We start from the raw sequence: 19698 nt of genomic DNA on the forward strand, positions 1-19698 counted from the left end.
TTATTATGGCGTGTCGGCACCCACGACGGCATTTCGAGGCCTGCTCAGTGTTCACTCACGTTACGGCCCGCATAACCCGTTGACTTCCTTAAGAAGCCGTTTCAGGGAGAGCTTCAGCCCATTTGTTACCTCCTGGACCGCCCCCTGTACTTCCGGCCGGAGCGAGAGTTAGCCGGGTCGGACTTTCACCGACGGAAAGATCGTGCCTTGCAAGGCACACACAATAACATCGCGGAACGAGCCTTGCGAACGGTCTGCCTGGGCAAAAAAAATTATCTGTTCTTCGGCAGTGATCATGGTGGCGAACGGGGAGCCCAGCTGTATGGCCTTATCGGTACGTGCAAGCTGAATGGTGTCGATCCGGAAGCTTACCTTCGCCATATTCTGGCGGTGTTACCGGAATGGTCTTCGAACCGTGTATCTGAACTTCTGCCGTGGAATGTGGATCTCACCTCTGAATAACCGTCAATACGGCGCTCCCTTATCGTTTACTATTGTTGATATCAAGTTTGACAATAAACCCTTTTCGGCGGGATGCCGAAACCGGATAGTGGTAGCAAATCTAGCGCTCTCCGGCGGGCATTATAATAAAGAACATCTGCACGGTGCGTTGGGGGACCGTTCATCACAGGAATACTGGCATCGGAGGGTCACATAAACGTAATCGGGGAAACTGGCCTGGATTTACAGGGCAAATCCAGCAATTTTAACCCATTAACGCAACTTCAGCCGTTTAATCACAGCCAGTGGGTGCAATCATCATGAAGGGGAGGGCTATTGTTATCGAGCCGAGACCGACGGTTTATGGCTCTATGTGTCCTTCATGAATAGAGAATTTAAGTATCCATTTTATCTTTTGATGCGTTCACCGTGCCGTGTTTTTTTAATAAATCTTCAATGGCTTCGTCCAATAAGCGACTTTTGGGAATGCGCGTCTTTTGTGCTAACGCATTGAAAAGCGGCACAAGGCGGTTGTCCAGTGAAGATGTAAATCGGGTTCTGTTCTTCAAAAATGGCTCAGCCATAAACCTACCATAGTCATCCATAAGCACAAAAAGGTAGTGTAAATGACCATCAAAGAGTTTAAACTGGTTTAAGATAATGACTATATAGTGTCTATTTTGGAAAAATAGACAGAAAAATAATAAGTTAACGTTTGCGCCATCACATAAGGGAAAACCGCTCGCCTACCCGAATTAGCGTCTGGCAGGTGACCTATCTCCAGCAAGCGAGAAGCCACATCGTATTCTTCCCGTTGATGTTGGTGGTGAGGGCGTTTTACAAACCTGGAAGGAGAGCGCAGTTTTTCACTGGTGAAAAAGTATTATCCGGCATCTCTTGTTTACTGAAACGACACTTGCGTTCGTTCACTGTTTACGCATCGCCGCAACTCGCAGGATAGGCATGATGGAAAATTTTGTCCCTCTTTCTGTCACAGAGCAGCAACGTATCGCCGCGGATATGGCTGCTTTTCATGCCATGTGCCTCAAGCGTGACGGGGCAGTGGCGTATAAAATCAGCGAGCTGGAGTTGGCGCAACCGCCTGCCATGCGTGCGTACTTCCGGCGACGATTCCGTTATTGGCAGGGTCTTTACAGTGCCGCGTTTTTTTGAACAAATAAAGGAGGGCCAAAATCATGTCATTACCGAATGATGTCACGCTTATCCGACGCATGGTTTTGAACGTCATCACTCGCGAAAATGAACATCGTACACCCCAAATCATCGTCAATAGGCCATACCTGGCGTGGGGATTGCTTGTTGGGGCGGGAGTTTGGTCATAGTCGGCATGGCGTTGCAATGGCTATGGCCCGGGTTCGGGCTGTGGATAGCCTTGGGCGCACTCTTACTGCCGGTTGTGGTCGGCGCCTTTTACCTGGCCGGTTTGCCCATCGCGATGCGCTGCGGTTTATATCACTTGCCGGATAACATTCCCCCGCTGCCGATAAGCAGCACGGACCTAATCGCCCTTAATCAGACCAGCGACGCATTGCAGCAGGCGGTCAAAGACTGGATAGTGTCCCATAAAGACATTCGTTATGATGAGCTTTATCGTCTGGTGTCAACGCCAAGATTTATGACCGTTTTGGGGGTGCGGACGATTTCCTGGACTCTCAGGAGATAAATGATGTTTACTGAAGCACAACGGATTCGCGCTATTGAGCTTTACTTTCAATATGGCAGAAAACTTGCTCCCGTGGTTCGTGAACTGGGTTATCCCTCTAAAAGAAACCTCAGACGCTGGATTCGTTTATGGGAGGCGAGTGGTGGCGCTACTGAAAATGTTCGTCGTAAGCCCCGTTACTCTGAAGCGCAAAAGCAGGCCGCAGTAGAACATTATCTTAACCACGGCTGCTGCCTGGCATTTACCAGCAGGACTTTAGGGTATCCCTGCAGTGAGGTACTGGTTCGCTGGATTGATGAACTTCACCCCGACAGGCGACTTATCTTCACCAGTACGATCAATCAGAATGCTCCCTTTGAACCAGGGGTGAAACGTCAGGCAGTCATGGAACTTTGTACACGAGATGTGCCCGCCCGTGAAATTGCCAGAAGCATTGGCGTCAGTCGCACAGTTTTGTACAAATGGAAAGATGAAATCATCGGTGACGAGGCTTACCAGACCATGCGCAAACACAAAGAGCCTTCCCTTTCGGAGGAACGCGACGCACTGCGTGAAGAAATAGCCCAACTTAATCAGGAAATACGCCGTCAGCGGATGGAGCTGGATATCCTAAAAAAGGCTGAGGAAATAATAAAAAAAGACCCGGGCATCAGCGTCAACACCCTGACCAATAGGGAAAAAACAAAAATCGCTGATGCCCTGAGAGATTCGTATTCGTTGGCAGAGTTGCTGAGTGTCCTTGTGCTTGCGCGCAGCAGCTATTTTTATCACCGGTCAGCACTGCTCGCGGGAGATAAATACGCGACCGTACGTACCACAATGACAGAGATCTTCAACGCTAACTACCGTTGTTATGGCTATCGCCGTCTCCACGCCATGCTGCGGCACGAAGGACTGCTGCTCTCGGAAAAAGTAGTGCGCAGGCTGATGGCAGAAGAGCAATTGTTCATCAGTCGTTCCCGTCGCCGGCGCTACAGCTCGTACTGCGGAGAAATCGGCACCGCCCCCGACAATCTTCTGTCCAGAGATTTTAACGCAGCGCAGCCTAATCAAAAATGGCTGACAGATATAACGGAGTTCCAGCTTCCGGCTGGCAAGGTGTGGTTGTCACCGGTGGTGGACTGCTTCGACGGTAAGGTGGTGAGCTGGTCGGTTGGAACCCGGCCAGATGCAGAGCTGGTTAATACAATGCTGGATGGAGCCATCAATACACTTAAGCCTGGAGAGCGGCCAGTGATCCATAGCGACAGAGGTGCTCATTATCGCTGGCCCGGCTGGCTGGCGCGGGTGAATGCAGTAGGTCTCATCCGCTCGATGTCCCGCAAGGGCTGTTCTCCGGATAATGCAGCATGCGAAGGGTTCTTTGGTCGGCTGAAAACTGAAATGTACTACGGTCGTGAGTGGGCAGGCGTAACACTAGAAAACTTCATGCAACACGTGGATGCTTACATGAGATGGTATAACGAACGACGAATTAAACTGTCACTGGGTGCAGTCAGCCCGGCAATGTACCGGCGACAACTTGGAATCACATGTTAAAACAGTACAGGAAATCGTCCGCCCCCCCATTACCGTCTTATATCATTGGCGCTAACAGGTGAATAACGTTTCATATCAGGCTCCATCACCCCCATTCAGATTTTCAATACAGGGTGACAACTATCCTGACAGAGGGGGCTAACAGGCGTATACGATCTGACATTTGCATCTGACTTCGCTACTTACGGCCCGTAAACGGACTGCCCGGATAAGGGGGGATGTGGTCGAATAAACAAGACACTAAACACACGCTTATCACGACTGGAATCGTGAAGGTGCTCAAGTTCAGCTTTTTGTTGGTCAGTGATGAATATTTTCATAATGAGCAGAATGATTTCCTGTTGCCTGAAAATCAAGCATCTTCGATGATCACGGGTCTATAGGATTCGACTTATCAGTCTATTGCGATACCATCTTCACTAATTAACGAATAGAATACAGAAAACGTCAAGCGAGTTTGTAATTACCTGTATCGACATTCAGGCAAAATCATCCAGCTCTATTGACGGCAGGCTTGCACAACACCCCAGCCAGCGTTCCCGATAACGTTTAGGCGAGACACCAAAAAAGAGCGAAAACTGGCGTGTGAAATAACTTTGATCGCAAAAACTACAACGCTGAGCGATATCCGCAATAGGCTGCGTATTCTCCACTAACATTTTAGCGGCCATCTTCATCCGGAAACGCAAAATAAACTGTTGAGGAGAAGCGCGGAAAATCAGGCGGAATCTTTTACGAAACTGACTTTCAGAAAGGCAACACATACGCGCCATTTTTCTGATACTGATCGTTTCACCAAAGTACTCCTCAACATAATGTATAGCCGGGGAAAATTGATGATATCCGTCTGGCACCAGACAAGTCTCTTCCAGAACCCGGGTTATGCCCATAATACCACATACTTTACCCTGCTCATCGCAGGCAGGCATTTTAGTTGTTGTGGCCCAGAACAGCCGCCCCCTGTCGCCTGCAATCAGCTCCATTTTATTGATAATATGTTCGCCGCTGCGCATCACATGTCGATCATCGGCAAGAATCGCAGTAGCCACGTCACGTGGGAAAAAATCACGCTCATTAAGCCCAATAATTTCCGCCCGCTGACAAGCGTGTATCACATCAAGTGCAGCCCGATTACAACTACGCCATTTACTTTGTTCATCTTTAAGATAAAAACAAATATTCGGAATAAAGTCAAATAGCTCATGAAGGTTAGCAGGCGAGTTATATGGCAGCAACGTCAATTCCCCTGGCATATTGCTAAGATTCATTGCGTTGCCTCCATATTCTGATTATATCAAAAAGATACTTATCAGATATACCAGTAACTGGCTGTTTACGCCACTTTCAATGAATAAAAAGTGATTTACGCCTCATAATAAGTCTGACGCAAAAAATCATGACCATACTGATAAATTTCCTGTGCAGGCGATAATGGTCGCCATACTCGGGTCGCGGCAGCAATTTCCGGCATAGGTTTATCAAATGCTTCAATAACATACCACCCTTCATACCCCTGAGTCTTAAACTCACGTAATGTTTCCTGCCATGGAATATGGCCTTTGCCTGGTGTGCCACGATCGTTCTCTGACAAATGTACATGATTGATCTGGTTGATAGCTGGAGCAATACAACCAACAGGTGATTTTTCTTCAATATTCTGGTGAAATGTATCGTATAACAGACCATAGTTTTCCATACCCACAGCACGTACAACTTCCGCAGCCGCATCGACAGTGTTCAGCACATAACATTCAAACCGGTTTAAAGGTTCAACCGCCAGTTTGATATTTTTCGTCGCCGCATATTGCGCTGCTTCCCGACTCACACTAATCAGACTCGCCAGCTCGTTGTTGGTAACGGGCGCACCGCTGAATACCCCCATTGGCTGATGCAACGGCCCGCATAGTACTTCGCCGCCAGCCGCCCCGGCACAATCAATAGTCCATTTTAAATGTTCTAATGCCCGTTTGCGCGTTGCCTCATCATCCGCAATACAGCTGAACTCAACCCCGGGCATAAAGCCCAGGGCCGTAACCCGCAACCCCAGTTCCCGTAACCACTGACCAATTTTTTGGTATTTTTCCGGCTCACCATGGAAAACTGGAATTTCCACGCCATCAAACCCTGTCTTTTTTAATCTTTCCAGTAACGGCAAGTCTTTTTCGCTGACATGCGTAGTCCACAATAATAAATTGATCCCCAATAGCATAATCACTGCCCTCATTTGATTGATAAGTACGAATAAAAAGTAAAATATGAATAACCAATAAAAATGACTTGTACATTTAGTCTATTTTTTATCACTATTCGCTTATCCGTTGGATTTAGTGATACATCGCACAAATCATCGCAATGATCATGCGCCAGAATGCGCTGCTGCTTGAGCACAAACCCGCCGTACCACCCTCGACACGGGCACATACCTGCAGAGTGGCCGTGAAAGATCACCTTGCAGATGCGTTCGAGCATTTGAACTTCACTCTTCGCCATTTGCTCTCTTCATTGCTGGAAAATATGCAGGCGCTGAATGAACTGGTCGCCAGACTGGACAGTGAAATTGCAGCGTTGTCATTACAACAGACCGTGTACCTTCATTTATTAACAATCCCGGGCGTAGGCCTCCTGATTGCTGCGGCGTTTAACCGCCTGAACTTAACTTGGGTAATCAAATACCGGAGTAATAATTAGGAAACAAGGTTCGGGTGACATCATGGCGCAGGTCAGTGAACCTACTAACGACGCCGGATATATGGTCGTAAACCGCATCGAACCAGTACTTGCATCACCCGGAGCGTCCATATATGGGTTAAGTGATAACAGGTGTCTGGAAATATAGGGGTCAATCCACCCTGAGAAATAAGAATGACCAGATAGTGATAAAAAACGACTCATTCCTACAAGTAAAAAAATATTGTAAGTCTATCCTTATTGTCATCATAAAAAATAAAGGAGGCAAGTAATAACTGGATTGATGAGATGTTCTTTCCATTTATTACAATTCCACGATGTCTTTTTTTACTTATCAAAATAGTGCGATTAGGTATGACTGCTATGGTCGTGGTGCCCCATTACTGTTTATGCACGGACTGGCGGCTGACAGGCATCAGGCTTTGGCCACTCTCGCGGGTTTATCCGGTCACCGGATTATTGTCGTCGATATGCCGGGACATGGCGAAAGCGCTGGCAGCGGGTGTGGTTTTACCTACTATGCTGATATCGCGCTGGCCCTGATGGCACATCTGTCGATTGACACTGTATGCCTCGGCGGTATTTCCATGGGGGCGGGTATTGCGCTGTGCGCTAGTCAACGTGCGCCTCAACGCGTATCAGGTTTACTGTTGGTTCGCCCGGCCTGGCTAGCTGAACCCGCCTCTCCTCATCTGGACATCATTGCCCGAATCGGGCGCTGGCTGGCCAGTGGTCCCGAATATGCCAGGTGTCGGCTGGAGAGCGATCCGGAATTCATCAGAATTGTCGCGAACAATCCCGGTGCAGCCAGTTCTATTCACGGCGCGCTGACCCGGGCACAGGCGGTTTCATCCGCCCGTATCTTACCCGCCATGGTTGCCGACAGGCCAATAAACACTATCGATATCCTGGCGACATTGCCACACCCCGCACTGGTTATCGGTAACGAAGACGATCCATTACATCCTGTCGCGCTGGCCCGGACACTGGCGACACTATTACCAGGCGCCCGTTATCATCAGGTGCCATCTCGTTATCTCGCACCCAAAGCACACAGTCAGGCACTATTGACGCAAATTCAGGCTTTTTTAGCCTGATAATTAAGGAGCTCATTTCCATGTTAACGAAACGTCTTACCCGAGAACACATCATCAGTAAACTACAAAATAAAATCGCCTGTCGACAGCCCATCATGATCGCTTCTGCGGGAAGCGGCCTGGTGGCCAGCCTGTTAGAAACGGCCGGCGTGGATTGTATCAACACGTTTTCCGGAGCCCGTCTGCGTGCCAATGGTATGGGGACCATGTCAATGATGTGGCCGATTCTGGACAGTAATACCCAGACCATGAACTACACCCGTGAAGATATTATGCCTGCCCTGAAAGGCCAGAGTTTTGTCTGCGCCTGTCTCAATGCTAACGATCCACTGAAAGATATGGCGATGGTCCTGGAAGATTGCAAACGTATGGGAGTGATGGCGGTTTCTAATATTGGCCCTTCAATCAGCTATGTCGACAAAGACAGCGAGATCTACCGGGTACTGCATTCCGCCGGAATTACGCTTGAGAACGAAATTGAGATGTTGCGTTACGCCCGTGAAAAGGCGGGAATGGTCACCATCGGCCTGGCCTTCACCGTTGAAGATGCCGCCGCCATCGCTGAACAGGCGCAACCCGATATATTTTGTTTTCATGCCGGTACGACAAAAGGTGGGCTAACCGGCTATGACAACGGCTCCACCATCGAACAAACCGCCAGGATAACCGAAGACGTTTATCAAATGGTCCGTAATGTCCATCCGAGCGCTATTCTGGTCGCCCACGGTGCGGCAATGGAAAATCCGGCTGACGCCCAGTACATGCTGGATCATACTTCTGGCCACGGTTTCTGGACGGGTTCTTCAACCGAACGCTTGCCGATTGAACGCGCGGTGATGACGGCAGCGCAGGAATTTACCCGTCTGCGCTTTTCCAGATCCTAATCGGAGGCGTTGTTATGAACAAAACTATTGCCATCCTCAGTACGCTGGATACCAAAGGCGCTGAAGTTAACTATCTGAAAGATGAAATTAACCGTCTGGGCGGCCAGGCGATTTTAATTGATATCGGCGTGATCGGAGACAGCCCGCAGGGTACCGATTTTACCAACACGATGGTCGCCAGCGCGGGCGGCGTCACGCTCGGTAAACTGCGCATTAACCCTAACCGCACCGACGCATCTGCGGTGATGGTGCGCGGTGCTACATACATTGTCGAGGATCTGATCTCCCGTCAGCAAATACACAGCATTATCTGTATGGGCGGTACTCAGGGCACCAATAATACCGCGCGCGTATTGCAAACATTACCTTATGGATTTCCTAAAATCATTATCTCGACCCTGGCATCCGGTGATACATCGTCTTATGTCGGGATCAAAGACATTACCATGATGTTTTCTGTCGGGGATATTCTCGGCCTTAACCCACTGTTACGCCAGATCCTGTCCAATGCGGCGGGTGCTGCCTGGGGCATGGCTCTGTGCTGGCGTCCGCAGGGTATTGTCGACCAGCAAAACTCGCGACCAATGATTGCCATGACCAACCTTGGCGTCCTGACACAAGGCGCTATGCGGGCAATCGCGGAATTTGACGCTCTGGGTTATGAAACGATTGTCTTCCATGCCGTAGGGGCAGGCGGCCAGGCCATGGAACAACTGGTCAAAGACGGCCTGGTCAGTGGCGTCTTCGATTATGGGCTGGGCGATATTGCCGACGCTGTATATGGCGGGTTACGTGCGGCGAATGAGGAACGTTTACGTGTTACCAGCCGTCTTGGGATACCCCAGGTGGTGACGCCGGGAGGCATTGACCATCTGGGGATCCAACTGACCCATCCTGATACCGTACCGGAAAAATATCGCCATCACCGCTACAGTTACCACAATCCCTATATTCTGGTCCCCCGTCCCAATAAGGAAGAAACCTGTAAAATTGTTGCCGAAATCGCTGGCCGGTTAGCCGAAGCCCGGGAGAATACTCTGTTTCTTATGCCGCTTCGGGGCGTATCCTGTTATTCGGCTCAGGGCGGGGAATTATATGATCAGCAGGCAGATGAGCAGTTGCTTACAGCCATACGCGATTTACTTCCCAAACAGATTCGCTATGTGGAAATCGATGCCAATGCGGAAGACCCGGCGTTTATTCATGAAGCGGTAACCCAACTCCACACGATGATTCAACAAGGAACCGAACGATGAACAGACATATACTGGCCCGCCAGATTATTGATACCTGTCTGGAAATGAGTCGTCTGGGGATCAATCAGGGGACTTCCGGTAATGTCAGTGTCCGCTATCACGACGGGATGCTCATTACACCCAGCGGTATCCCTTATCACCAGTTAACCGAAGATCATATCGTCTTTGTCGACAGGGAAGGAAAAGCCGAAGCGGGGAAATGTCCTTCCAGCGAATGGCGTTTTCATCAGGCGGCTTATCTGGCCCGGCCCGATGGGCATGCCGTCGTTCACAATCACGCGGTCCATGCTACCGCGCTGGCTATTCTCAACCGCCCAATCCCGGCGATTCACTATATGATCTCTGCTGCTGGTGGTAATGATATACCCTGCGCGCCCTATGCCACCTTTGGCACATCGCAACTGGCGGATAATGCCGCCCGGGCGCTGAAAAATCGTAAGGCAATCCTGATGCAGCATCATGGCGTTCTGGTGTGTGAGGTAAACCTGGCGAAAGCACTGTGGCTGGCCCAGGAGGTCGAAGTGCTGGCCAGGCTTTATCTGGCGGTTCTGGCGTTACAGGATCCGGCACCCACCCTGTCGGATGAAGAAATCACATTAGTGCTGGAAAAATTTAAAAATTACGGCCTGCGAACAGCGTAAAGCCGGACGACAGGCTGCCTGAATGGGGTAGCCTGTTACGAATATCGCGATTCGTCAACTCATCAATCGCCCTCTGAATTTTCGCGCAACGCTTTCTCCAGCATTGCCATCGCCATCCATTCGGTAATGTCCATCACATCATCATCGGAACAATGGGCAATATCTTTTAATACCACCAAAGATTCAGTGCCATAAATAACAGCCAGTGCGTTTAATAACATTTGCATTTTTTCCGGCGCTAACCGGGATTCGAGGGGTTGCAACGCTTTCGTTAATAAACGCAGCCGGTTACCGCGAGTGAACATCTGTTCTGTTCCCCCCTCTTTACGGGATTCAGCCCACTGTTCCAGCGACACTTTGAGAGCGGCTCTTAAAACGCCTTCATGCATAAAGATACGTGGCCAGGCAAACGCCAGCAGCGAACAAACCCGTTCATCGGCGCATTGTTGCGCAGGCTGCCAGTTCATTACCGGCCCGAGGCTCTCTTCGACCATCGCCATCACCAGCGCATTGCGGGTCGGGAAATAACGGTAAGCCGTCGAACGCGAAACACCGGCTTTTTCCGCCACTTCAGCAACCCCTGGCTCCAGCCCCTGGGCAAATAACGCCATCGCCTGTTCCACCATCAACGCTCTGGTTTTCATCTGTTTACGGGAAACATAAATGACTTTATCGCTCATAACCAGCCTCAGAATTTAGCAGAGGTCAGCAGAATACCCGCTGCAACCGACAAAAAACAACCGACAAGAAAAAATAAGACTAAAGTACCAAAATTTTGGGACTAAAGTACCAAAATGGAGTTATCCCGCTTGTCATAAGCAGAGAAAAGCCAAATGATTGAGCTGTACAACCTCGCAACATCACTGATAATAACAACCTTACAGGAGTGCTCTCATGACGCCGAGTACCTTAACAAAAGCGGCCTGGATCGCCACAACAGCTGATACCAAGGGCCGCGAATTGCAGTTTGTCAGCGGTCTGATCCGCAGTGCCGGTGTACCAACTAAAACCGTGGATCTCTCCACCCAACCCTATACCGCGCCAAACCTCGTTGATTTCACCCCCATGGATATCGCTTGCCATCATCCTCAGGGACCGGATGCGGTTTTTTGCGGCGACCGGGGAAAAGCGATTGAGGCGATGTCCGTGGCTTTTCGCTGTTTTCTGGCAACTCGCGACGATGTCGGCGCCCTGCTCGGTTTAGGCGGTTCCGGCGGCACGGCTCTTATTACGCCCGCCATGCAGGAACTGGCCATCGGCATCCCCAAATTAATGGTGTCGACCATGGCATCCGGGGATATTTCCGGTTATATCGGCGCCAGTGATATCGCCATGCTCTACTCGGTCACCGATGTGGCGGGCATCAATCGTATTTCACGAAAAATTCTCACCAATGCAGCGGCACAAATCGCCGGTGCCATGACGTTTACACATCAGGATGTTGTTGAAGATAAGCCCGCGCTGGCGCTCACCATGTTTGGCGTGACCACACCTGCCGTTCAGCAAATCAGTACGCTGCTGGGCGAGGAGTATGACAGTCTGGTATTCCATGCCACTGGCAGCGGCGGTAACGCGATGGAAAAACTGGCCCGTCAGGGATTACTGAACGGGATGATGGATATCACCCTCACCGAAATTTGCGATCTGCTATTTGACGGCGTACTGGCCTGTTCACCTGAACGTCTGGATGTGGTGGCGCAACAATCCATTCCCTGGATCGGTTCATGCGGCGCGTTGGATATGGTCAACTTCGGCGCTTTCGAAAAGATCCCGGAAAAATACCGTCAGCGCCAGTTCGTCAGGCATAATGCGCAGGTTACGCTGATGCGGACCACGCCGGAAGAGAACACCATTATGGGGCGCTGGATCGCAGAGAAACTCAACCGTTGCCAGGGAGAAATCTGCTTCCTGATACCGCTGCGCGGTTTCTCAGCCCTGGATGAAGAAGGCCAGGAATTCTGGTCCCCCGCCGCCGACCAGGCGTTTATTGAAAGTTTTGAGCACTATTTCCAGCCATCGGCGACCCGCCGGGTAATAAAACTTGACCACCACATCAATAGTGCCCTGTTCGCCGCCGCCGCCGTCCACGAAATGAAGACTCTTTTACAAACAGGAACCCTCTATGAAAAATAACAGCAGAACTGAATTGCTTACCCGATTCCGCCAGATGATTGCCCGTCAGGAGCCCATCATTGGCGGTGGTGCAGGCACCGGGTTATCAGCCAAATGTGAAGAAGCCGGCGGCATTGATCTGATTGTGATTTACAACTCAGGCCGTTATCGCATGGCGGGACGTGGTTCGCTGGCCGGATTACTGGCTTATGGTAATGCCAACGAAATCGTTCTCGATATGGCGAAGGAAGTCATCCCGGTGGTCAAATCCACACCAGTACTGGCCGGAGTCAATGGCACCGACCCCTTCTGTCAGTTCGACAGCTTCCTCGATGAGTTAATCCGCAAAGGGTTTTCCGGTGTGCAAAACTTCCCGACGGTCGGGCTGATCGACGGGAAGTTTCGCCAGAATCTGGAAGAAACCGGCATGGGTTATGCGCTGGAAGTGGACATGATCCGCCTGGCTCACCAAAAAGGGCTACTGACAACGCCTTATGTCTTCAGTAAAGAAGATGCCATCGCCATGACCGAGGCCGGTGCGGATATCCTGGTTCCGCATATGGGGCTGACCACGGGCGGAAACATCGGAGCAGAAACCGCCACCACGCTGGACGATTGCGTCTCCATGATTAATGACTGGGCCACTGCCGCCAGAGCGATTCGCAACGATGTCATTATCCTCTGTCATGGTGGCCCTATCGCCACGCCGGATGACGCAGCCTATATCATTCGTCACTGCCCGCTGGTGAACGGTTTTTATGGTGCCAGCTCGATGGAACGCCTGCCGACAGAAATCGCGTTAACGGAAACCACGCGTCAGTTTAAACAGATATGTCGTTAATCACCTGAGGAGTCACCTATGGAAAAAATCGATCCCCGGACGCTGGAAACCCATTCATTTGACTGGGGCATTATAAAATGGCTGGTTGCACCGCATCAGACCCCGGGCGCGACGTTCACCGTCGGCGAAGTTGTTTTGTTACCCGGCGAAGCGCACGCCCGTCATAATCACCCGGAGTCCGAAGAAGTGCTTTACATTCTTTCCGGCGAGGGACAGCAGATGGTGGACGACAACACGCCCTTCACCATCAGCGCGGGAGACAGTTTGCACATCCCGGCCGGGATCTACCATGCCACCGTCAATACCGGCTGGGCGCCACTACGCTTTATCGCTATCTATAATCCAGGCGGCCCGGAACAGGTCCTGACCGGGCTGCCGGACTTCGCGGCAATCTCGCCAGAAGAGGTCGTACATTTAGTTCGCCGTAATCGCTAATCAGCCGACACAGCGGGGACGACGTTCCACGCCCCCGCTGCAACACGGTTAAACAGCCGACAATACAAAAACTCACTGACGAGGCAAACCAAGTGTTGCGAAAAACCGTCAGAGTAACTGGCATATTATCGGCCAGGGATTTCTGCGTATCCAGAGCGATGATGACCGCCTCCAGACCATCATAAATGGTTACCCGCAGCTAGCTATCTTGCCTGATACAATTAATGAATGTAGAAATCTCATCAATGTAGGCATTTTTATACCGTTCGAGGAAAAAATTTAATGGTCTGGCGCCGACCTGTCCTTGCTCATTAAATAAGACGGTATTTGCCGCACGTACAAAAACACTTTAGTTGCAGTGGCCATCTAACCCGCCCACCCGCTGGCGGAGCTCGCCGAGCGTGTCCTTGCGGTGCCGTGCCGTCAAGACATACGCGGACGCCTCCGCCATTCCCTTACGACTTACCATGCCTGGCGGTATAATGCCTCGATATCCTCCAGGCTGGCATCCCGCGGATTGCCGCCGGTACAGACATCCGCCAAAGCCGCCTGGGCCAGCGCCGGAATATCCGCCTCCCGCACCCCTACCGTTCGCAGGTTCTCCGGGATCCCCACATCGCGATTGAGGTCAAACACCGTTTGCACGGCCGCGCCGCGGGCGTGCTCCAGACTCAGATGCTCCACAAAAACACCCATCGCGCGGGCGATATCGCGAAATTTCTCGCCGGTATCGGCGGCGTTGTAGCGCATCACATAAGGCAGCAGAATGGCGTTGGCCACACCGTGAGGGGTATCGTAAAACGCCCCCAGCGGATGCGCCATACCGTGCACCAGTCCAAGCCCGACATTGGAAAAACCCATGCCGGCCACGTATTGGCCCAGAGCCATGGCCTCGCCGGCGTTCTTATCGCCGGCCACCGAACCACGCAGCGCGCCGGCGATAATCTCAACGGCCTTAATGTGCAGTGCATCGGTTAGTGCCCAGGCGCCGCGGGTGATGTAACCCTCAATGGCGTGGGTCAGGGCGTCCACGCCGGTGGCGGCTTTCAACGCCGGCGGCATGCCGTCCATCATATCGGCGTCGATGAACGCGGCGGCCGGGATATCATGGGGATCGACGCAGACGAATTTACGGCGGCGCTCCTCATCGGTGATCACGTAATTGATGGTAACCTCCGCCGCAGTGCCCGCCGTGGTCGGCACCGCCATAATCGGTACGCTGGGCCGGCGGGTGGGCGACAGCCCCTCCAGGCTTCGCACATCGGAGAACTCGGGATTATTGTGGATGATACCGATTGCCTTACAGGTGTCTTGGGGCGAACCGCCGCCGATGGCGATCAGATAGTCCGCGCCGCTTTTCCCGAACGCCGCCAGCCCTTCGCGCACCACGGCAATGGTAGGGTTCGGCACCACGCCGGTAAAACTGTCCCAGGCCAGTCCGGCCTCATCCAGCCGGTCGGTGACCTTGGCCGCCACGCCGCAGGCCATGAGATTTTTATCGGTTACAATCAGCGCCTTGCCATAACCCCGTCTTTATGACCTCATCGGCCAGCGACGCCACCGCGCCGCGGCCGAACCAGGCCGTTTCATTAAGGATCATTCTGTTAGCCATTGTTTTCTCCTGTCATCGGTCCTTGCGGCTATTCCTCAATTCGCAAACCGTAGGTTTTGAACTTTTCCAGCACAATGGCGATGGATTCATCATCCAATACCGGGACCGGGTCCTGAATCGTCAGCGTCGTGAGATAAAGCTGCGCCAGGACTTCCACCTCTTGCGCCAGCCACAGGGCTTTTTCCAAATTGGTTTCGCAGCCGATATAGCCATGATGCTGCAAGAGGGTGGCCTTGCGATGTTTTAACGCCGCCGCGACCTGCACCGAGAGCTCACGGGTCCCGAAGGTGGCGTAGGGGGCGCAGGGAATGGAGTTGCCGCCGGCCGCCGCAATCATATAGTGAATGGCCGGAATGGGGCGGTTGAGGATGGAAACGGCGGTGCAATGCACGGCATGGTTGTGAATGACCGCATGGGCGTCCGGCCGGGTCTGATAGGCGGCCATATGAAATCGCCATTCGCTGGATGGCAGTTTTCCCTCTTCGTGCCGGCCATCGGTATCGATATACACGATATGCGATTCGGTCAGTTTTTCATAAGGAATGCCGGTCGGCGTAATCAGCATCCCATCCCGATAGCGGACGCTGACATTGCCCGCCGTCCCCTGATTCAACCCGAGGCGGGTCATGGCGAGGCAGGTATCGATAATCTGCTGCGCCAGGATTGCTCTTTCCATTATTTGCCTCTCTGTATGATAACCTATCCGCACAACCACGCATTGGTAAACTTATGCCCAATATTGTTATTCACCAAAAGCTACCAATTGGGTATTGTGGAAGAAAAATTTATCTCTGTATATCGAATATCAACATACAGTCCCGTAAAAAATTCCTAACAAAAAAGATTACCTTAATTGGCAATAGTTTTCTTGGGTATACGCGACTTTCTATATTTATATAAAAATCACCCCCTCATTAGGAAYTCTCATAACATTGAAAAAATTGAAACATAATGTTATGTTTTTATTTAAATATACCTACACCCCCCGAAAATCGTTCAAAAAAATAATATCAATCAACGAATGCTTAATAATAAACAATAGAATTATTCTTCGGAGAACAAAGAGAGCATCCTATTCTTCTTGATTTTCAGCATTTGAATTCTTTTCTGACTTCCTCGATTTTAACAGGGCGGTTTTCTTTTAACGATTTTTGAGCAGACAAGCTGATCATGACGGCCTCCAAACCATCTTCGACGCTAACCTCAGGGTTATCACCACTTTCAATAGAATGAATAAATGAATGAATTTCTTCTATGTAAGCGTTTTTATAGCGTTCGAGAAAGAAATCAAGTGGTTTTTCCAAATGAACACCATTGGAATCACTCAGCATCGAACTACTAAAGGTATCATTGTCGATTGCCACACACCCTCTTTCGCCAAAAACCTCTGCACGCTGATCATAACCATATGCCGTTTGCCGACAATTATCGACGATAGCGGTAGCCCCATTAGATAATTTCAGGATGACCACACCGGTATCTATATCTCCTACCTCTTTAATCGAGGGGGTTGTCATGACAGCGCCTTGTGCGAAAACTTCAATAACTTCACTTCCTGAAAGAAAACGGATAGCATCAAAATCATGTATCGTCATGTCCAAAAAAAGCCCCCCTGATTTCTCAAGATATGCAAGAGAGGGCGGTGCAGGATCACGAGACGTAAGTTTAAGTATCCTTTGACTTCCTATCTTACCGGAACTTATAGCATTTTTTATCGACTTAAAGTTATGATCAAATCTTCTCATAAAGCCAACCTGATATTTCAGGTTGGTTCCTTTAAGGGCCTCTCTGACACTGTTGATTTTGAAAACATCCAGATCAACCGGCTTCTCACAAAAAACGTGTTTCCTCGCCGCAATACTTTCAATGGACAGTCTTGAATGAGTTTCAGTGGGCGAACAAATCATCACGGCATCGATCTCTTCGTCAAGTAATAATTTTTTATAATCAGTGTAAATATTTTTAATGCCGAGAGAGTGCGCCCACTCTTTACCATTCACATCAATGAAATTATCGGCAATCGCTTTAACTTCAGCCCCTTTGACGAATCTAACAATACTCTCGCCATGTATACGACCAATGCGCCCTATACCTATTATACCGACCTTAATCATAATAACCTCATTTCAGGACAGACAGCTAACTGATTGAATACCAGACACAACATTTTCATGATCTGGGATTGTATAGCTCTAACGCTATGAAAACGAGTTCATCATCAGATGTATTTTCAATATCATGTCCCTCACCACTGCTGCAAATCAATGTATCCCCGGACTTTATGGGAAATATATTTCCGTTATCATTGTATATTCCAGATCCTCTCAGTATGTGATAAATATCACTTTCTTCAACATGAGAATGGAACCCAGGTGCACAACCAGGCGCTAATACTACGACGGAAAAAGATTTACAAATCTTCTTCAAGTTTTCTGGCAAGTCAATACTATCTAGTATTATCTTCCCTTTGCCTACTCTACTCTCTTCAACGATGCGTGTAGGTGTATTAAGTTTCATTTAAATACCTCAGTCGTTATTCAAAAACACTTTCTGACTCAACTTTTTCTAAAGCTAACAGAATAGATTAATATAATAACAAAGCAAACAATTGGCAAAAAGAAAGCAGTTCTGATCGACGCTTCAGCAACCCTATATCCCGTTACCATGAAATTTAGAGCACCGGTATCAACAAACCATCCCATAATAGGTGTAATAATGGCACCACCAACCACGCACATAACTAATCCTGCGGCCCCGAATTTCACTTCTTGTCCCATATTACGCAAAGCCAAGCCATATATGGTCGGGAACATCAATGACATACAAGCCGATATTGCTATAAGAAAATACTCAGAGATCGCGCCTGGCAAATAGACGGTAAACAAGCTAAAGATAATCGCCAAAAAAGCGAATACCATCATAATTTTGACAGGGGCAAAAAATTTCATCAGATAGGTACAAAGCCAACGGAATAGAATAAAAAGAATCATTGAAGCAACAAAAATATCGGCAGCATCAGCTTCAATCAAGCCCCTTGCTTCCATAATATATTTAATTGTCCAGGTCCATACTGCGGTTTGTGCTCCGACATACATAAATTGAGATAGCAGGCCAAACATATATCTTTTATTATGAAAAAGCCTTTTCAAGGCAACCTTTGCTGGCATCCCTACTTCATCTTCCTTTTCCTTGAATTTGCTTCTTAAGAACAAAAACCAAACTAACAACGACAGGACAATCAATCCAACGTAAGGAACACAAACCCAAAACAGTTCAGTAGTACGTATGCTACTTAATTCCTGCGCAGTCATTTTGAACCGTTCGTCCAAAGTCGCTGGATTGAGATGTGATAGAATAACATATTTGGCAAAAAACACACCAATTATACCACCCATCGGATTGAATGCTTGTGCGAGATTGAGTCTTCTCACACTGGTTTCCTGACTACCTAAATATAACACAAAAGGGTCACAAGCTGTTTCTAGGATTGCACACCCACCGGCAAGAATGAATATTGAAATAAGAAAAACATGATAATTTTGCAATAAAGCTGCTGGTATATAACCAGATGCGCCGATTATATAAAGCCCTAATCCGACGAGAACGCCTGCTCTGTATGAATACTTTCTTATTATGATTGCTGCAGGTATTGCCAAAAAGGCATAAGAACCATAGAAAAATACTTGGACCAGTGAAGAATCAACTGCCTTAATCATAAAAATTTTAGCGAAAGCAGGTGTCAAACTGTCAGTCATGGAGTTTATAGTACCCCACAACATAAAGCAAAATACAAGCAATATAAAATATAGACGATATTGCTTTGTAATGACACTGTGACTCGATATCGTTGACATTTGTAAGATTCCTTAGTTATCTTGTAGTACCTATCAAAAATAGGATGTATTATCATCCATTATCGAATTAACCCAGAAAGTTTCGATAATGTCATTTCTGAAAGCAATTATTTGATTTTGTCAAAGTTTAAGTACCCTCTTTTTCATGATTATTCTTCAATTTTCAATCCATATGTTTTGAATTTCTCCAATACGACTGTCATAGATTCATCGTCTAATGTAGGAACGGGATCAACAATCATTAATGTCTGTAAGGGCTTTGTTGAATAAATCGAACTTTTGCCAAGCGGCAGGATCAGATCACGCATTATCCTGATAATACAGACAACACCGTGGCAAAGCAGAAGTACAAAATCACCAACTGGAAGGCCTATAACAAGGCCCTCATTCATCGCGGCTCCGTCACTTTCTGGCTGGACGACGAAGCCATTCAGGCGTGGTACGAATCAGCAACGCCCTCATCACGAGGCAGACCTCTGCGTTATTCAGACCTTGCCATCACTACCGTTCTGGTCGTTAAGCGCGTTTTCCGGCTGACCCTGCGGGCTGCACAGGGCTTTATTGATTCCATTTTTGCCCTGATGGGCATTCCTTTGCGCTGCCCGGATTACACC

General features: G+C 49.2%; 19 protein-coding genes and 4 pseudogenes. 13 read left to right on the plus strand and 10 right to left on the minus strand.

What is annotated here, in order from left to right:
- Window positions 1-462 (plus strand): annotated as a pseudogene (locus FE839_RS25175) (transposase domain-containing protein); the annotation flags it as partial.
- Between the two features lie 374 nt (window positions 463-836).
- On the opposite strand, the gene FE839_RS23625 reads toward FE839_RS25175, so the two are convergent.
- Window positions 837-1025, minus strand: a complete 189-nt coding sequence (locus FE839_RS23625) for a ribbon-helix-helix domain-containing protein (protein WP_138363167.1) — start codon at window positions 1023-1025, stop codon at window positions 837-839.
- A 379-nt stretch (window positions 1026-1404) separates the two neighbouring features.
- On the opposite strand from FE839_RS23625, the gene FE839_RS23630 reads away from it, so the two are divergent.
- The 3 genes from FE839_RS23630 (at window position 1405) to FE839_RS23640 (ending at window position 3664) form a co-directional block, all read left to right on the plus strand.
- The gene (locus tag FE839_RS23630) at window positions 1405-1614 is read left to right on the plus strand and encodes a hypothetical protein (protein ID WP_138363168.1); all 210 of its coding nucleotides are present in this window, start codon (window positions 1405-1407) and stop codon (window positions 1612-1614) included.
- A gap of 175 nt (window positions 1615-1789) precedes the next feature.
- Entirely contained in the window at window positions 1790-2125 is a 336-nt protein-coding gene (locus tag FE839_RS23635) for a hypothetical protein (protein ID WP_138363169.1), read from the plus strand.
- A gap of 3 nt (window positions 2126-2128) precedes the next feature.
- Window positions 2129-3664: an IS3 family transposase gene (locus FE839_RS23640; protein WP_138363184.1), complete on the plus strand. Its 1536-nt coding sequence runs from the start codon at window positions 2129-2131 to the stop codon at window positions 3662-3664.
- A 479-nt stretch (window positions 3665-4143) separates the two neighbouring features.
- Here the strand turns inward: FE839_RS23640 and FE839_RS23645 are convergent, their stop codons facing one another.
- Together FE839_RS23645 and FE839_RS23650 are read right to left on the minus strand one after the other, a co-directional pair.
- Window positions 4144-4932 (minus strand): AraC family transcriptional regulator, encoded by a 789-nt coding sequence (locus FE839_RS23645; protein ID WP_138363170.1) that lies wholly within the window; start codon window positions 4930-4932, stop codon window positions 4144-4146.
- A 95-nt stretch (window positions 4933-5027) separates the two neighbouring features.
- Window positions 5028-5873, minus strand: a complete 846-nt coding sequence (locus tag FE839_RS23650; RefSeq protein WP_138363171.1) for a sugar phosphate isomerase/epimerase family protein — start codon at window positions 5871-5873, stop codon at window positions 5028-5030.
- 128 nt (window positions 5874-6001) lie between these two features.
- Between FE839_RS23650 and FE839_RS25180 the strand changes: the two are divergent.
- The 5 genes and pseudogenes from FE839_RS25180 to FE839_RS23675 all read left to right on the plus strand — a co-directional run.
- Window positions 6002-6130: pseudogene (locus FE839_RS25180) on the plus strand (IS3 family transposase); the annotation flags it as partial.
- 611 nt (window positions 6131-6741) lie between these two features.
- Window positions 6742-7449: an alpha/beta fold hydrolase gene (locus FE839_RS23660; RefSeq protein WP_171034954.1), complete on the plus strand. Its 708-nt coding sequence runs from the start codon at window positions 6742-6744 to the stop codon at window positions 7447-7449.
- A 20-nt stretch (window positions 7450-7469) separates the two neighbouring features.
- Window positions 7470-8333 carry a phosphoenolpyruvate hydrolase family protein gene (locus FE839_RS23665; RefSeq protein WP_138363173.1) on the plus strand — a complete coding sequence of 288 codons (864 nt, stop codon included), beginning with the start codon at window positions 7470-7472 and terminating at the stop codon, window positions 8331-8333.
- A gap of 14 nt (window positions 8334-8347) precedes the next feature.
- A complete protein-coding gene (locus FE839_RS23670; RefSeq protein WP_138363174.1) occupies window positions 8348-9589 on the plus strand; it encodes a Tm-1-like ATP-binding domain-containing protein in 1242 nt (413 codons plus the stop codon).
- Window positions 9586-10230, plus strand: coding sequence for an L-fuculose-phosphate aldolase (locus FE839_RS23675; RefSeq protein ID WP_138363175.1), 645 nt, complete (start codon window positions 9586-9588; stop codon window positions 10228-10230). The genes FE839_RS23670 and FE839_RS23675 overlap by 4 nt, the downstream gene beginning before the upstream one ends.
- Window positions 10231-10292: 62 nt before the next feature.
- Here the strand turns inward: FE839_RS23675 and FE839_RS23680 are convergent, their stop codons facing one another.
- Window positions 10293-10910: a TetR/AcrR family transcriptional regulator gene (locus FE839_RS23680; protein WP_138363176.1), complete on the minus strand. Its 618-nt coding sequence runs from the start codon at window positions 10908-10910 to the stop codon at window positions 10293-10295.
- Window positions 10911-11124: 214 nt separating this feature from the next.
- Between FE839_RS23680 and FE839_RS23685 the strand changes: the two genes are divergently transcribed.
- From FE839_RS23685 to FE839_RS23695, 3 genes are read left to right on the plus strand one after another with little or no spacing between them, the layout of a single operon-like run.
- Window positions 11125-12363: a Tm-1-like ATP-binding domain-containing protein gene (locus FE839_RS23685; protein ID WP_138363177.1), complete on the plus strand. Its 1239-nt coding sequence runs from the start codon at window positions 11125-11127 to the stop codon at window positions 12361-12363.
- Window positions 12353-13183: a phosphoenolpyruvate hydrolase family protein gene (locus tag FE839_RS23690; protein ID WP_138363178.1), complete on the plus strand. Its 831-nt coding sequence runs from the start codon at window positions 12353-12355 to the stop codon at window positions 13181-13183. Before FE839_RS23685 ends, FE839_RS23690 begins: the two co-directional genes overlap by 11 nt.
- An 18-nt stretch (window positions 13184-13201) precedes the next feature.
- A complete protein-coding gene (locus FE839_RS23695) occupies window positions 13202-13618 on the plus strand; it encodes a cupin domain-containing protein (protein WP_138363179.1) in 417 nt (138 codons plus the stop codon).
- Between the two features lie 462 nt (window positions 13619-14080).
- On the opposite strand, the pseudogene fucO reads toward FE839_RS23695, so the two are convergent.
- The 6 genes and pseudogenes from fucO to FE839_RS23725 all read right to left on the minus strand — a co-directional run.
- Window positions 14081-15230 (minus strand): annotated as a pseudogene (fucO, locus tag FE839_RS23700) (lactaldehyde reductase).
- A 28-nt stretch (window positions 15231-15258) separates the two neighbouring features.
- Entirely contained in the window at window positions 15259-15906 is a 648-nt protein-coding gene (gene fucA, locus FE839_RS23705; protein ID WP_138363180.1) for an L-fuculose-phosphate aldolase, read from the minus strand.
- A gap of 412 nt (window positions 15907-16318) precedes the next feature.
- A complete protein-coding gene (iolG, locus tag FE839_RS23710; protein ID WP_138363181.1) occupies window positions 16319-17344 on the minus strand; it encodes an inositol 2-dehydrogenase in 1026 nt (341 codons plus the stop codon).
- Between the two features lie 55 nt (window positions 17345-17399).
- Window positions 17400-17747 (minus strand): cupin domain-containing protein, encoded by a 348-nt coding sequence (locus tag FE839_RS23715; protein ID WP_138363182.1) that lies wholly within the window; start codon window positions 17745-17747, stop codon window positions 17400-17402.
- A 38-nt stretch (window positions 17748-17785) separates the two neighbouring features.
- Window positions 17786-19084 carry an L-fucose:H+ symporter permease gene (gene fucP / locus FE839_RS23720; protein ID WP_138363183.1) on the minus strand — a complete coding sequence of 433 codons (1299 nt, stop codon included), beginning with the start codon at window positions 19082-19084 and terminating at the stop codon, window positions 17786-17788.
- A gap of 149 nt (window positions 19085-19233) precedes the next feature.
- Window positions 19234-19338, minus strand: a pseudogene (locus FE839_RS23725) (L-fuculose-phosphate aldolase); the annotation flags it as partial.
- A gap of 78 nt (window positions 19339-19416) precedes the next feature.
- Here FE839_RS23725 and FE839_RS23730 point away from each other — a divergent pair.
- On the plus strand, window positions 19417-19698 hold a 282-nt coding region (locus FE839_RS23730), incomplete at its 3' end, for a transposase (RefSeq protein WP_171034955.1).

The sequence above is a fragment of the Klebsiella indica genome (genome assembly GCF_005860775.1).
Classification (GTDB): Bacteria; Pseudomonadota; Gammaproteobacteria; order Enterobacterales; family Enterobacteriaceae; genus Klebsiella; species Klebsiella indica.